At 64.1% G+C, this 14,433-nt stretch carries 13 protein-coding genes; 9 read left to right on the forward strand and 4 right to left on the reverse strand.

Going from position 1 to position 14,433, the window contains the following annotated elements; translation table 11 throughout:
• Positions 1-58: 58 nt before the first annotated feature.
• Positions 59-1,267, reverse strand: coding sequence for an ABC transporter substrate-binding protein (locus tag RAD10_RS38380; RefSeq protein ID WP_461621529.1), 1,209 nt, complete (start codon positions 1,265-1,267; stop codon positions 59-61).
• 324 nt (positions 1,268-1,591) lie between these two features.
• On the opposite strand from RAD10_RS38380, the gene RAD10_RS38385 reads away from it, so the two are divergent.
• Both RAD10_RS38385 and RAD10_RS38390 read left to right on the forward strand, forming a co-directional pair.
• Positions 1,592-2,440, forward strand: coding sequence for a thermonuclease family protein (locus RAD10_RS38385; RefSeq protein WP_461621530.1), 849 nt, complete (start codon positions 1,592-1,594; stop codon positions 2,438-2,440).
• Positions 2,441-2,472: 32 nt separating this feature from the next.
• Complete coding sequence (locus RAD10_RS38390) at positions 2,473-3,963, forward strand: M48 family metalloprotease (RefSeq protein WP_461621560.1); 1,491 nt, start codon at positions 2,473-2,475, stop codon at positions 3,961-3,963.
• A 194-nt stretch (positions 3,964-4,157) separates the two neighbouring features.
• Here the strand turns inward: RAD10_RS38390 and RAD10_RS38395 are convergent, their stop codons facing one another.
• Positions 4,158-5,486, reverse strand: coding sequence for an MFS transporter (locus tag RAD10_RS38395; protein ID WP_461621531.1), 1,329 nt, complete (start codon positions 5,484-5,486; stop codon positions 4,158-4,160).
• Between the two features lie 180 nt (positions 5,487-5,666).
• Here RAD10_RS38395 and cyoA point away from each other — a divergent pair, with 180 nt between their 5' ends.
• From cyoA to RAD10_RS38430, 7 genes are read left to right on the forward strand one after another with little or no spacing between them, the layout of a single operon-like run.
• Positions 5,667-6,827, forward strand: coding sequence for a ubiquinol oxidase subunit II (gene cyoA / locus RAD10_RS38400; protein ID WP_461621532.1), 1,161 nt, complete (start codon positions 5,667-5,669; stop codon positions 6,825-6,827).
• Positions 6,828-6,839: 12 nt separating this feature from the next.
• Positions 6,840-8,837, forward strand: a complete 1,998-nt coding sequence (cyoB, locus tag RAD10_RS38405; protein WP_461621533.1) for a cytochrome o ubiquinol oxidase subunit I — start codon at positions 6,840-6,842, stop codon at positions 8,835-8,837.
• Complete coding sequence (gene cyoC, locus RAD10_RS38410) at positions 8,838-9,467, forward strand: cytochrome o ubiquinol oxidase subunit III (protein ID WP_461621534.1); 630 nt, start codon at positions 8,838-8,840, stop codon at positions 9,465-9,467.
• A complete protein-coding gene (gene cyoD, locus RAD10_RS38415; protein ID WP_104465081.1) occupies positions 9,464-9,844 on the forward strand; it encodes a cytochrome o ubiquinol oxidase subunit IV in 381 nt (126 codons plus the stop codon). The genes cyoC and cyoD overlap by 4 nt, the downstream gene beginning before the upstream one ends.
• Positions 9,841-10,692 (forward strand): SURF1 family protein, encoded by an 852-nt coding sequence (locus RAD10_RS38420; RefSeq protein ID WP_461621535.1) that lies wholly within the window; start codon positions 9,841-9,843, stop codon positions 10,690-10,692. The genes cyoD and RAD10_RS38420 overlap by 4 nt, the downstream gene beginning before the upstream one ends.
• Positions 10,664-12,067, forward strand: coding sequence for an ATP-binding protein (locus tag RAD10_RS38425; RefSeq protein ID WP_461621536.1), 1,404 nt, complete (start codon positions 10,664-10,666; stop codon positions 12,065-12,067). The genes RAD10_RS38420 and RAD10_RS38425 overlap by 29 nt, the downstream gene beginning before the upstream one ends.
• Positions 12,057-12,590, forward strand: coding sequence for a response regulator transcription factor (locus RAD10_RS38430; RefSeq protein ID WP_018316482.1), 534 nt, complete (start codon positions 12,057-12,059; stop codon positions 12,588-12,590). The genes RAD10_RS38425 and RAD10_RS38430 overlap by 11 nt, the downstream gene beginning before the upstream one ends.
• Positions 12,591-12,863: 273 nt before the next feature.
• On the opposite strand, the gene RAD10_RS38435 is transcribed toward RAD10_RS38430, so the two are convergent.
• A complete protein-coding gene (locus RAD10_RS38435) occupies positions 12,864-13,676 on the reverse strand; it encodes a CarD family transcriptional regulator (RefSeq protein WP_461621537.1) in 813 nt (270 codons plus the stop codon).
• A 344-nt stretch (positions 13,677-14,020) separates the two neighbouring features.
• Positions 14,021-14,359 (reverse strand): ferredoxin FdxA, encoded by a 339-nt coding sequence (gene fdxA / locus RAD10_RS38440; protein WP_011082989.1) that lies wholly within the window; start codon positions 14,357-14,359, stop codon positions 14,021-14,023.
• Positions 14,360-14,433: the final 74 nt, after the last annotated feature.

Genomic DNA, 14,433 nt, shown 5'->3' on the forward strand with positions numbered 1-14,433 from the left:
ATTGCGCACCGTAGGTCGCTTCGCGCCCCGGGATGACGTCGTGACTTACGTCACGCCATCACTTCTTCACCAGCGGGCAGCGCGACTGCTCCAGCGACTGGAACGCCTCGCTGCCGGGTACGGTGGCGAGCAGCTTGTAGTCGTCCCAGCGGACCTTCGATTCTGACGGCTTCTTCACCTCGAACAGGTACATGTCGTGGATCATGCGGCCGTCCTCGCGGATCTTGCCACCCTTGGCGAAGAAGTCGTTGATCGGCGTCTCCTTCATCACCTTCATGACAGTCGCTGCATCGGTCGTGCCGGCCGCCTTCACCGCCTTCAGATAATGCGTGACGGAGGAGTAGACGCCGGCCTGTGCCGAGGTCGGCGGCCGCTTCACGCGCTCCTGAAAGCGCTTCGAGAATGCGCGCGTGTCGTCGTTGAGGTCCCAGTAGAAGGCTTCCGCCAGCAGCAGGCCCTGCGCGGTCTCCAGACCGATCGAGTCGATGTCGGTGACGAAGGCGAGCAGCGGCGAGACCTTCTGGCCGCCCTTGGTGATGCCGAACTCGGCCGCCTGCTTGATCGCGTTGACGGTGTCGCCGCCAGCATTCGCGAGCCCGATCACCTTGGCCTTGGAGGCCTGGGCCTGGAGCAGGAACGACGAGAAATCCGACGTGTTGAGCGGATGGCGCACGCTGCCGAGCACCTTGCCGCCGGTCTTGGTGACGACGGCGCTGGTGTCCTTCTCCAGGTCCTGGCCGAAGGCGTAATCGGCGGTGAGGAAGTACCAGCTGTCGAGGCCAGACTTCACGGCCGCAAGGCCGGTCACATTGGCCTGGCCGTAGGTGTCGAACACGTAGTGGATGGTATAGGGACCGCAGGCCTCGTTGGTGAGACGGATCGAGCCCGGACCGTTGAAGATGATGATCTTGTTGCGCGCTTTCGCGATCTCGCCGGCCGCAAGCGCGGTGGCGGACGCCGCGACGTCGTAGATCATCTCGACGCCCTGATTGTCGAGCATGTCGCGCGCGATGTTGGCGGAGAGATCCGCCTTGTTCTGATGGTCGGCCGCCAGCACCTGGATCTTGCGTCCCAGCACCTCGCCGCCGAAATCCTCAACGGCCATCTTGGCCGCGGTCTCGCTGCCGGGTCCGGTGATGTCGGCATAGAGGCTCGACATGTCGAGGATGCCGCCGATCTTGAGAGGTGGCTTGTCCTGGGCCTGCGCGGCGGCGCTCGCACTGAGGGCAAACGCGGCGGCAAAAATGCCCGACAAAATTGTCTTCATGGAAAACGATCTCCCTTATCGCGCCGTACTCTGATGGCGGCTTGGTTATTGCTCTTGGCCAAAGCTGTTGCCGCAATCATGCCGCATGCGCAAGAGCGCAGCAAGCGCAGGTGCGAAGAGGCCGCATGTCGCGGCGCGCGATTTCCGCAAAGCGGAATGGTTAGAAGGCGCAAGATGTTCCCACGCGACGGCGGAAACATAACAATGGCGACGTGAGGCAATAGCGACGCATCAAGCGAACTGCCGTAGGGTGGGCAAAGGCGCGCTCTTCGCGCCGTGCCCACGAGTCGGCGCGATGAGCCAAAGACGTGGGCACGCTTCGCTTTGCCCACCCTACGAGAGCCTTCGCGGTTCGCCACGTTTGCGTTACAACTCGAACACAACGCAACCTCTCCGGGTCACGTGGCGCAACGGCTTCACCTCATCGTCGCATTCCTTCTCCTCGCGAGTCACACCGCCCTCGCGACGCCGTGCCAATTCGAAGCACAGGGCGAAGGCCGTGTCGCTGCGGTCGTCGATGCGCGCAGCGTTCGTCTCGACGATGGCCGCGAGATCCGCCTCGCAGGCATTGAGACGACGGCGACGACGAAGCAGGCACTGACATCACTGCTCGCCGGCCGCGACGTCACACTCCGCGGTAGCGACGACACGCCCGACCGCTACGGCCGCCAGGGTGCGCTGGTCTTCGTCGGCGAGAGCGACATTTCGGTGCAGGCCATGCTGCTCGCCCAGGGCGACGCCATGGTCTCCGCCGAAATCACGGACAAGGACTGCGCGGCGGCCCTGATGACGTCGGAGGCCGAGGCGCGGCGCCAAAAAAAGGGCAGCTGGGCTGACCCGTCGGCCATAAAAAACGCGGAAAGTCCGGACGATATTTTGGCGGGGATCGGGCGCTTTGTGGTGGTCGAGGGTAAAGTCCTGTCGGTCCGGCAAGCTGGGGCAATGACCTACCTCAACTTCGGACGGAACTGGACACGTGGCTTTGCCGTGACTATTTCAAAGCGCACGCTGCCGGCGTTCGAAGGTGCCGGAATTACCCTTAAGTCCTTGGAAAGTAAACGTATTCGAGTCCGGGGCTGGGTCGAGGGAAGTACGGGGCCGCGTATCGATGTGCGTCTCTTGGGACAGGTTGAATTGCTGAGCGCAAACGAGCCTACTGGGGTAAGGCCATAACGGCCGGGCACGGGTTAGACGACGTGAATGGGGTGCTAGAACGGCACGGACTGGGCGATTGCCGCCGCCTGCGGGCTGCGCCGGCTGTGCTTTGCCTTGCGCTGGGCGGGCTTCTCGCCGGCTGTGGCGACATGGGCCGGTTCCAGGCTGCCGCGACCCCGCCGACCGTTGCTATGCCGAAGCCGAAGCCGGCCGTCGCGCAGACCCCCGCCACCGAAAAGGAGCACGAGCGCATCCTGGCGAGCTATGGCGGCACCTATGACGATCCCAGGCTCGAATCGCTCGTCACCAAGACCGTCGACCGGCTGGTCGCGGCGTCCGACCGCCCCGACCAGGGCTACAAGGTCACCATCCTCAATTCCGGCGCGGTGAACGCCTTCGCGCTGCCGAACGGCCAGCTCTATGTCACCCGCGGACTTCTCGCGCTCGCCAGCGACACCTCGGAATTGTCCTCCGTGCTCAGCCACGAGATGGCGCATGTGTTGTCCAAGCACGCCGCGATGCGCGAGGACCAGGCGCGCCAGGCCGCGATCGTCACCCGCGTCGTCACCGACATGAGCAACGACCCCGATCTCACCGCGCTCGCGCTGGCCAAGACCAAGCTCACCATGGCGAGCTTTTCGCGCAAGCAGGAGTTCGAGGCCGACGGCATCGGCGTCGGCATTTCCGCCAAGGCGCATTTCGATCCCTACGGCGCGGCGCGCTTCCTCTCGGCGATGGAGCGCAATGCCGAGCTGAAGGCCGGCAAGTCTTCGCTCGATCCGCGCGCGCAGGATTTCACCTCCTCGCATCCGGCGACCCCGGAGCGCGTGCAGAACGCGCAGACCATTGCGCGGCAATATACTGCGCCTGAAGGCGCCGAGCGCGACCGCGAGACCTATCTCGCGGCAATCGACAATCTCGTCTACGGCGAAGACCCCAGCGAAGGTTTCGTCCGCGGCCGCCGCTTCCTGCATCCCAAGCTTGGCTTCACCTTCCAGGCGCCGGACAATTTCACGCTCGACAACACCGCCCAGGCCGTGATCGGCGTGCGCGAGGGCGGCGCACAGGCGATGCGTTTCGACGTGGTGCGGGTGCCGGCCGAGCAGTCGCTCGGCGACTACCTCAATTCCGGCTGGATGGAGGGCGTCGAGAAGGCGTCCACCGAAGACATCACCATCAACGGCTTCCCGGCCGCGTCCGCCGCCGCCAAGGGCGACCAGTGGCAGTTCAAGGTCTATGCGCTGCGCTTCGGCAGCGACGTCTATCGCTTCATCTTCGCGACCCGGCAGAAGTCGACCGAGAGCGAGCGCAACGCGCGGGAGACCGTCAATTCGTTCCGCCGCCTGACGCTGGACGAGATCCAGGCCGCGCGACCGCTGCGCATCAAGGTCATCACCGTGCAGCCCGGCGACACCGTGGAATCGCTCTCCCACCGCATGGCCGGCGTCGATCATCCCGCCGAGCGTTTCCGGGTGCTGAACGGGCTCGATCGCACCGCGCAGGTGAAGGTGCGCGATCGCGTGAAGATCGTAGCGGATTGACGTGCGCTAAGCGCACGTCATCCCGGGGCGCGCTTGAGCAGCGAACCCGGGATCTGGAGCGACAAGCAACGCTGCCGCAGGATGGGCAAAGCGGAGCGTGCCCACGCATCTTTTGCGATCGAGAGAGATGGTGGGCACGGCGCGATGCGCCTTTGCCCACCCTACGACACCTGTTGGGTGGCGACCGCTTGAGCCTAGCGCCCCGCGTCCATGTCGCCCGCCTCGCGCTGGCCGCTGAGCCAGAGCGCCAGCAGCGTCCAGAACGCACCTGACAACAGATACGCACCCGAGGCGATGACGCCGAGATTGGTGGCGAGCAGCAATGCGACCAGCGGAGCGAAGCCGGCGCCGAACAGCCAGGCCATGTCCGAGGTCAGCGCGGAAGCCGTGTAGCGATACGCCTGCTTGAAGTTCGAGGCGATCGCGCCAGAGGACTGGCCGAACGACAGGCCGAGCAGGATGAAGCCGATCACCATGTAGATGGTCTCGCCGAACGCGCCGGCATCGAGCACCTGCGGGGCAAAGCCGCTATAGATCGCGATCGCGATCGCCGATCCCATCAGCAGCGATTTGCGGCCGACGCGGTCGGCGATGATGCCGGACATCACGATCGCGCCAACGCCGAACACGGCGGCGACGATCTCGATGATCAGGAAGCGTACCGGGCTTTCGCGGGTGAACAGGAACACCCAGGACAGCGGAAACACCGTAACCATGTGGAACAGCGCGAAGCTCGCCAGCGGCGCGAACGCTCCCAACATGATGTTCTGGCCTTCGCTCGCGACAGTGTCGGAGATGCGCGCGGGCTGCAATTCACGGGTCTCGAACAGCGAGGAATATTCCTCCGTCGTCACCATGCGCAAACGGGCGAACAGCGCCACGACGTTGATGGCAAAGGCGACGAAGAACGGATAGCGCCAGCCCCAGTCGAAGAAATCGTCGGCCGAGAGGTTGCCGGCGAAATAGGCGAACAGCGCGCTCGCGACGATCAGCCCGAGCGGGGCCCCGAGCTGCGGCACCATCGCGTACCAGCCGCGCTTGGAGGGCGGCGCGTTCAGCGCCAGCAGCGAAGCCATGCCGTCCCAGGCGCCGCCCCAGGCCAGACCCTGCGCGATGCGCGCCAGAGCCAGCAGCCAGATCGCGGCAACGCCGATGTCGTGATAGCCGGGCAGGAACGCCAGCGCGACCGTGGCGGTGCCGAGCAGGAACAGCGCCGAGATCAGCTTGGCGGTCTTGCCGTAGGCACGGTCCACCGTCATGAAAATGACGGTGCCGATCGGCCGGGCCATGAAAGCCAGCGCGAAGATCATGAAGGAATAGAGCGTGCCGGTCAGCTCGCTCGCGAACGGGAACACCAGGCGCGGGAACACGATCACCGAGGCGATCGCGAAGACGAAGAAGTCGAAGAATTCCGAGGTGCGGCCGATGATGACGCCGATGGCGATCTCGCCGGGACTGGCCTGGTCGTGGCCGTGCTCGCCCGTGTGGAGGTCTGCCATTGCGGGGGTCTGTGCCGTCGCCATTCGTGCGCCCTTAACGTCCTGAAAACCAAAGCCGACCGCCCGGCGGGCGCCGGGCAATCTGGCCCTCTCTGGCCCAACATTCCGCACTGCAACATTGGACAAATTGTCCAATGTCCGGATTGTTGCGCCGCAGCTACCCGTTGGCCCCGCAAAAGAAACTCATTCTCAAAGGCTCGGCCCGTGTCTCGTCTCAAGATCCTGGCGCTACTACCTCTGGCTGCTGCGCTAAGCGGCTGCGACTACTTCGTGCTGGCGCCAGCCGGCGATATCGCTGCCCAGCAGCGCGACCTCGTTATCATCTCCACCGTCCTGATGCTCCTGATCGTCGTCCCCGTGATGGCGCTGACGGTGCTGTTCGCCTGGCGCTATCGCCAGTCCAACACGGCCGCTCGCTACGAGCCGGAATGGGACCACTCGACCAAGCTCGAGCTGGTGATCTGGTCGGCGCCGCTGCTGATCATCGTCTGCCTGGGCGCGCTGACCTGGATGGGCACGCATCTGCTCGACCCCTATCGCACGCTCGGCCGCATCCATGCCGACCGCGCCGTGGACCAGTCCAAGGCCCCGCTCGAGGTCGACGTCGTCGCGCTCGACTGGAAGTGGCTCTTTATCTATCCGGATTACGGCATCGCCACCGTCAATGAGCTCGCAGCACCGGTCGACCGTCCGATCAAATTCCGCATCACCGCATCCTCGGTGATGAACTCGTTCTACATCCCCGCGCTCGCCGGCCAGATCTACGCGATGCCGGGCATGGAGACGAAGCTCCACGCCGTCGTCAACCACGCCGGCACGTACAAGGGCTTCTCGGCGAACTACAGCGGTGCCGGCTTCTCCGGCATGCACTTCAACTTTAGGGGACTCGACGACAAGGGCTTTGACGCCTGGATCGCCAGCGCCAAATCCGCCGGCGGCTCGCTCGGCCGCGCCGAATATCTCCAGCTCGAAAAGCCCAGCCAGAACGAGCCGGTGCGCCGCTACGGCACGATCGACTCCGATCTCTACCGCCTGATCCTCAACATGTGCGTCGAGACCGGCAAGATGTGCCAGAGCGAGATGATGGCGATCGACGCCAAGGGCGGCAACGGTCATGAGGGCCTGAACAACACCCTGCCGCTCACTTACGACAAGTACGCCCGCCGCGGCACCCCGCTCGGGCCGGAGCCGACTTTCGTCGCCGGCACCTGCACGCCCGATGCGCCGCAGGGCAAGACCACGGCGTCGATCACGGCTCCCGTCGACACGGCGCCGCTGCTCGGCGCCGGCCTGAAGCGGCCGAGCTTCGCGCCGCTCAAGTCCTCGTCCTTCTTCCTCGGACTGCGTCCGAAGTCAGACTCTTAAAGAGATCCCCGCATGTCTCCTGATCTTCTCAAGCTCATCTTCGGCCGGCTCGGCTTCGAATCGCTGCCGCTGCACGAGCCGATCGTCGTCGGCACCTTCGCGGTAGTCGCGCTCGGCGGCGCCGCGCTGCTCGGCGGCCTCACCTATTTCCGCCTCTGGGGTTATCTCTGGCGCGAATGGTTCACCACGGTGGACCACAAGCGCATCGGCATCATGTACATGATCCTCGGCATCGTGATGCTGCTGCGCGGCTTTGCCGACGCGCTGATGATGCGCGGCCAGCAGATGCTCGCGTTTGGCGGCTCCGAAGGCTATCTCAACGCCCATCACTACGACCAGGTCTTCACCGCCCACGGCGTGATCATGATCTTCTTCGTGGCGATGCCGCTGGTCACCGGCCTGATGAACTACGTCGTGCCGCTCCAGATCGGCGCGCGCGACGTGTCGTTCCCGTTCCTGAACAATTTCAGCTTCTGGATGACGGTCGGCGGCGCAGTGCTGGTGATGGCCTCGCTGTTCATCGGCGAATTCGCCCGCACCGGCTGGCTGGCTTATCCGCCGCTGTCGAACATCGGCTACAGTCCCGACGTCGGCGTCGACTATTACATCTGGGCGCTGCAGGTCGCCGGCGTCGGTACGACCTTGTCAGGCATCAACCTGATCTGCACCATCGTCAAGCTGCGGTGTCCCGGCATGACCATGATGAAGATGCCGGTCTTCACCTGGACCTCGCTCTGCACCAACGTCCTGATCGTGGCCTCTTTCCCGGTTCTGACCGTCGTGCTCGCGCTGCTCTCGCTCGACCGCTACGTCGGCACCAACTTCTTCACGAACGATTTCGGCGGCAGCCCGATGATGTACGTGAACCTGATCTGGATCTGGGGCCATCCCGAAGTCTACATCCTGGTTCTCCCGGCGTTCGGCATCTTCTCGGAAGTGACCTCGACCTTCTCCGGCAAGCGGCTGTTCGGCTACACCTCGATGGTCTACGCCACGGTCGTCATCACCATCCTGTCGTACCTGGTGTGGCTGCACCACTTCTTCACGATGGGCTCGGGCGCCAGCGTCAACTCGTTCTTCGGCATCACCACGATGATCATCTCGATCCCGACGGGTGCGAAGATGTTCAACTGGCTGTTCACGATGTATCGCGGCCGCATCCGCTACGAGCTGCCGATGATGTGGACGATCGCCTTCATGCTGACCTTCGTGGTCGGCGGCATGACGGGCGTGCTGCTGGCGGTGCCGCCGGCCGACTTCGTCCTGCACAACAGCCTGTTCCTGATCGCGCACTTCCACAACGTGATCATCGGCGGCGTGGTGTTCGGTGCCTTCGCCGGCATCTCCTACTGGTTCCCGAAAGCGTTCGGCTTCAAGCTCGATCCGTTCTGGGGCAAGATGTCGTTCTGGTTCTGGGTCACCGGGTTCTACCTCGCCTTCATGCCGCTCTATGTGCTCGGCCTGATGGGCGTGACCCGCCGCCTGCGCGTGTTCGACGATCCGTCCTTGCAGATCTGGTTCGTCATCGCCGCGATCGGGGCCTTCCTCGTCCTCCTCGGCATCCTCTCGATGCTGGTTCAGTTCGCCGTCAGCTTCCTCAGGCGCGAGCAGCTCAAGGACGTCACCGGCGATCCCTGGGACGCGCGCACGCTGGAATGGGCGACCTCCTCGCCGCCGCCGGACTACAACTTCGCCTTCACCCCCGTCGTTCACGATAATTATGCGTGGTGGGACATGAAGAAGCGCGGCTACCAGCGTCCGCTCACCGGGTTCAGGGCGATCCACATGCCCAGCAGCACCGGCACCGGCATCATCCTCGCCGGCCTCGCCACCGCAATGGGTTTTGGTTTGATCTGGTACATCTGGTGGCTGGCCGCCGCGAGCTTCGCCGCGATGCTGGTCGTCGGCATCGGTCACACCTTCAACTATCACCGCGACTTCGACATTCCGGCGGAAGACGTCATCCGGACCGAGGACGCGCGCACCAAACTGCTCGCCGGAGCCAAGTAAATGACTGTCGCTGTCCATCCCTCGCAGACCGGCGAGCCGGTCTTCTACCTCGCCGACGAGCATCCGCATCCGGAAGGCTGGAGCACTTCGCTCGGCTTCTGGATCTATCTGATGAGCGACTGTCTCATCTTTGCGATCCTGTTCGCCACCTTCGGCGTGCTCGGCGGAAATTACGCCGCAGGCCCTGCGCCGAAGGACCTGTTCGACCTGAACCTGGTCGCGGTGAACACCTCGATGTTGCTGCTGTCGTCGATCACGTATGGTTTTGCCATGCTGACGATGCAGCAGAACAAGATCGCACAGACGCAAGTCTGGCTGGCGATCACCGGCCTGTTCGGCCTCGCCTTCATCGGCATCGAGCTCACCGAGTTCGCTCACATGATCCATGAAGGCGCCACGCCCCAGCGCAGCGCCTTCCTGTCGGCGTTCTTCACCCTGGTCGGCACCCACGGCCTCCACGTTTCCTGCGGCCTGATCTGGCTGGTGACGCTGATGGTGCAGGTCCAGAAGTTCGGCCTGATCGAAGCCAACCGCCGCCGCCTGATGTGCCTGTCGATGTTCTGGCACTTCCTCGACGTGGTCTGGATCGGCGTCTTCACCTTCGTCTATCTCCTGGGAGTTCTGCGATGAACACCGATACCCATGCCGCGCACGCGGATGATCATCACCACGAAGGCGGCCACGCCCACGGCTCGTTCTCGACCTATATGCTCGGTTTCGTGCTCTCGGTCGTGCTGACCGCGATCCCGTTCTGGCTGGTGATGAGCGGCGCACTGCCGAGCAAGCAGATCACCGCGCTGGTCATCATGGCCTTCGCGGTCGTGCAGATCGTGGTGCACATGATCTACTTCCTGCACATGAACACGACGTCCGAGAACGGCTGGAGCATGATGGCGCTGATCTTCACCATCGTGATGGTGGTGATCGCGCTGTCGGGTTCGCTGTGGGTGATGAGCCACCTCAACAGCAACATGATGCCGATGCACCAGATGAGCGGAATGAAGTGAGCGAGGTCAGGACCGTGACAAGCAGGGCGAACGGGGCGCACGGCGAGGCTGCGCGGTCCCCGTCCCTGTGGCTCACGGTCCTCTCACTGACGGCCTTTGTTCTTCTGATCGCACTCGGCGTCTGGCAGATCGAGCGCCGCGCCTGGAAGCTGGCGCTGATCGACCGCGTCGAGCAGCGCGTCCATGCCCCGGCCCAGCCGATCCCCTCGCCCGATTCATGGCCCGCCGTCTCCGCGGCAAACGACGAATACAGGCATATCAGCCTCACCGGCCGCTTCCTGCATGACCGCGAGACGCTGGTCCAGGCGGTCACTGAGGAAGGCCCGGGCTATTGGGTGCTGACACCGCTCCAGCGCAATGACGGCACACAGGTCCTGGTCAACCGCGGCTTCGTGCCGTCCGAGCGGCGCGACGCATCGACGCGCCGGGACGGCAATCCGGACGGCCAGGTCGAGATCACCGGCTTGCTCCGCATCACAGAGCCGAAAGGCGGATTTCTCCGGAACAACGTGCCCCAGCACAACCGCTGGTACTCGCGCGATGTCGCCGCGATTGCGACGGCCCGCGGTCTGCACGATGTCGCGCCTTTCTTCGTCGATGCCGATGCCGGATCACAATCCGGCAGCGGGCCGATCGGCGGATTGACCGTGATCAGCTTTCCCAATAACCACCTGATCTACGCGCTGACGTGGTTCGCCCTGGCTTTCATGCTGGCGGGTAAACTCTTCGTCACATTCGGCGGCGGGCTGTTCCGCCGCAAACGCTTCGTCCACGAACCGGCCGGCGGCTCCGATGCCGTCGCCCGCAGGACGGGATCAGATGCTGGAACGATCGTCGAGCCGACCTGACGACGGGAAGACGCTTTCCCACACACTTGCGCATGGCGGGCTGGCCGTCACGCTGCAATCGCAGGCCGACGCGCGCAGCGAGCTGATCGGCACGACACCGACCGACGACGAGACCAACCGCAAGAACATGGCGCTGCTGATCCAGCTGCGCTGGACCGCGGTGGTCGGCCAGATCGTCACGATCGGCGGCGTGCATTTTGGGCTCGGCATTCCCTTGCCGCTGGAGCGCATGGGCGCGGTGATCGGCGCCCTGGTGCTGCTCAACGTCTCCAGCCTGGTCTGGGTGCGCCATCGCGCCGCGATCACCAACAACGAGCTGCTGGTCGCCTTGATGCTGGACGTCGCCGCGCTGACCGCGCAGCTCTACCTCTCTGGCGGCGCCACCAATCCCTTCACCTCGCTGTTCCTGCTCCAGGTGACGCTCGGCGCCGTGCTGCTCGATGCCCGCTCGACCTGGTCGCTGGTCGCGCTGACCTGCGCGAGTTTTGTCTGGCTGACGCTGGCATACCGCCCGCTGGATCTGCCGCCCAACCCGCTGAGCGAGACTTACACGCTCACGGTCGCCGGCATGCTGCTGGGCTTCGTTCTCAACGCCGTGCTGCTGGTCGTGTTCGTCACCCGCATCAACAGGAATTTGCGCGAGCGCGACGCGAATCTGGCCGCGCTGCGTCAGCATGCCGCCGAGCAGGATCACATCGTCCGCATGGGCCTGCTCGCCTCCGGCGCGGCTCATGAGCTCGGCACGCCGCTCGCCTCGCTCTCAGTGATCCTCAGCGATTGGCGCCGCATGCCCGATCTTGCCGCCGATCAGGAGCTCGCTGAGGACCTCGCCGAGATGGAGACCTCGCTGCAACGCTGCAAGTCGATCGTGACGGGCATCCTGGTCTCGGCAGGCGAAGCACGCGGCGAAGGCTCATCGCCGACGACGGTGACGGCCTTCGTGACCGCCCTGGTCGACGAGTGGCGCGATGCGCGCTCGGCGCGGACGCTCTACTTCGTCAATACGTTCGGCGCGGACGTCGCCATCGTCTCCGACATCGCGCTGAAGCAGGTCATCTTCAACGTGCTCGACAACGCCTACGAGGTCTCGCGGGAATGGATCGAGCTCGTCGCCGAGCGCGAGGGCGACAATCTCGTGCTGTCGATCAGCGATCGCGGCCCGGGCTTTGCGCCGGAGATGCTGGCGCAACTCGGAAAGCCCTATCACTCGAGCAAGGGCCGCGCTGGTGGCGGGCTCGGGCTGTTCCTGGTGGTGAACGTCGTGCGCAAGCTCGGAGGCAGCGTGACCGCCGAGAACCACAGGAAGCGCGGCGCCACTGTCCGCCTCACGCTGCCGCTCGCAACGCTGGCGATCGGAGGGAATTTTGACGCCTGACCGTTCGCTCATCGTCGTCGAGGACGATGCCGGCTTTGCGCGCACGCTGAAGCGCTCGTTCGAGCGCCGCGGCTATGATGTCGTGCTCGCCGCCTCGATCGAGGACGTGCGGAATGTGCTGGAGGAGCGCTCCTTCGGCCACGCCGTCGTCGACCTCAAGCTTGGCGGCGCCTCGGGCCTCGCCTGCGTCGAGCTGCTGCACACGCATGATCCTGATATGCTGATTGTGGTGCTCACAGGCTTTGCCAGCATCTCGACCGCCGTGGAGGCGATCAAGCTGGGCGCCTGCCACTATCTCGCAAAGCCCTCGAACACCGACGACATCGAAGCCGCCTTCAACAAGGCCGAAGGCAACGCCGAGGTCGCGCTCGACGCGCGGCCGACCTCGATCAAGACGCTGGAATGGGAGCGCATCCACCAGACCCTGATCGAGACGGATTTCAACATCTCGGAAGCGGCGCGAAGGCTCGGCATGCACCGGCGCACGCTGGCGCGGAAGCTCGAGAAGCGGCCGGTGAAGTAGCGTCCGTCGTCCCGGCGAACGCCGGGACCCATACCGCGGAATCTGTCGATTGCGATCGGTTGAAGTACCGACCGACGTGTCTTCGCCATTCCGCTCCCTGGGGTTATGGATCCCGGCGCCCGTGCGCAATTGCGCACTAGGCCGGGACGACATCGATTTTGTTGAAACGACCTTGGCACAAAGCTCCAGTCGTCGTTTCGAACAACGATCCCCAAAAAGCAAAAAGCCCGGCGCGAGGCCGGGCTTTTGATTGCTTGCGCAGAACGAAGCTGCTTACGCGGCTTCGTCGGCGACGGTGGTGTCGTCGCCATCGGTGTCGTCGGCATCGCCCTCGGCATCCGTATCGCCCTCGCCGTCGGCGGCTTCCGCCTTGGCGTTGGTGCGGCGCGGGCTCTTGGCGAGCTGGGCCTCGATCTCCTTGACCGCTTCGGTCTCGGTCGAGTGCTGCACCACCGCGATCTCGCGGGAGAGGCGATCGAGCGCCGCTTCATAGAGCTGGCGTTCGCTGTAGGACTGCTCCGGCTGCGACTCCGAGCGATAGAGGTCGCGCACGACTTCCGCGATCGCGACGATGTCGCCCGAATTGATCTTCGCTTCGTATTCCTGGGCGCGGCGCGACCACATGGTGCGCTTGACGCGGGCGCGGCCCTTGAGCGTCTCCAGCGCCTTCTTCACCAGCGCCGGCTCGGACAGCTTGCGCATACCGACATTGGCGACCTTGGCGGTCGGCACGCGCAGCGTCATCTTGTCCTTGATGAAGTTGATGACGAACAGCTCGAGCTTCGCGCCGGCGATCTCCTGCTCCTCGATGGCCAGGATCTGGCCGACGCCGTGAGCGGGATAGACGACGAATTCATTGGCCTTGAAGCCCTGACGCTGGGTCACGACCTTCTTTTCCTCGACCTTCGGCGCAGCGGCCGCCGGCTTCACAGCGGGCTTGGCGGCAGCGACGGGAGCCTTGGCAGGAGCAGCAACGGGAGCCTTCGACGCGGCGGGCTTGGCAGCGGGAGCCTTGGCGGCAACGGGCTTGACAGCAGGCTTGGCAACGGTCGCTTTCGCGGCCGGTTTGGCAGTCTTGTTAGGCATTGCGCTTCTTTTGTTCTTCGAGGACTTTGCAGCCGGCGCCTTCGTCGCGGTCCGACCTTTGGATGCGCTACGGCTGGCCGCGGCGACTTTTTTGGCCTCCTTATGGGAAGCCCTCGCTGAAGTACTCTTTTTACGCGTTTTCTGTGACACAGCCTGCGCGCGGAAACTGCCACGCCCCTGTTCGACATTTGGTTTCACGGGAACCCAGCGGGGCCAACGGGGCTGACAGGGTTCGGCTTAATGTGCCCAATATAGCACATTTCCCGCAAAAATCAATGATTTAGGGGTCTTGAGGGCTGGTTTTCGGCGAAAGCGCCGCTATTAGGGTTAAGTTTGAGCCCGATTCAGTCGCCGGAGCCGGGGTTCGGAGAAAAATATTTCTCGAACTTGCCTTCCATGCCGTCGAATTCCTTGGCGTCGGCAGGTGATTCTTTCTTCTGGGTGATGTTCGGCCAGCTCTTGGCGTAGTCGGCGTTGACCGAAAGCCACTTTTCCAGGCCCGGTTCCGTATCCGGCTTGATGGCGTCGGCGGGGCATTCCGGCTCGCACACGCCGCAATCGATGCACTCGTCCGGGTGGATGACGAGCATGTTGTCACCCTCGTAGAAGCAGTCGACCGGGCAGACCTCGACGCAGTCGGTGTACTTGCACTTGATGCAGTTTTCAGTGACGACGTAAGTCATCCAACGCTCCGAAAAGCTCTTTTAAAAGTCGCGGCTTGCGTAGCGCGGATGGCCGGGCGCCGCAAGGTCGGGAA

The organism is Bradyrhizobium sp. 23AC, assembly GCF_054863025.1.

Excerpts from the sequence above, each read along its gene's own strand:
- RAD10_RS38380 (WP_461621529.1), bottom strand. The coding sequence starts at position 1,267 with ATGAAGACAATTTTGTCGGGCATTTTTGCCGCCGCGTTTGCCCTCAGT.
- RAD10_RS38395 (WP_461621531.1), bottom strand. The coding sequence starts at position 5,486 with ATGGCGACGGCACAGACCCCCGCAATGGCAGACCTCCACACGGGCGAG.
- cyoB (WP_461621533.1), top strand. The coding sequence starts at position 6,840 with ATGTCTCCTGATCTTCTCAAGCTCATCTTCGGCCGGCTCGGCTTCGAA.
- cyoC (WP_461621534.1), top strand. The coding sequence starts at position 8,838 with ATGACTGTCGCTGTCCATCCCTCGCAGACCGGCGAGCCGGTCTTCTAC.
- cyoD (WP_104465081.1), top strand. The coding sequence starts at position 9,464 with ATGAACACCGATACCCATGCCGCGCACGCGGATGATCATCACCACGAA.
- RAD10_RS38425 (WP_461621536.1), top strand. The coding sequence starts at position 10,664 with ATGCTGGAACGATCGTCGAGCCGACCTGACGACGGGAAGACGCTTTCC.
- RAD10_RS38435 (WP_461621537.1), bottom strand. The coding sequence starts at position 13,676 with ATGCCTAACAAGACTGCCAAACCGGCCGCGAAAGCGACCGTTGCCAAG.
- fdxA (WP_011082989.1), bottom strand. The coding sequence starts at position 14,359 with ATGACTTACGTCGTCACTGAAAACTGCATCAAGTGCAAGTACACCGAC.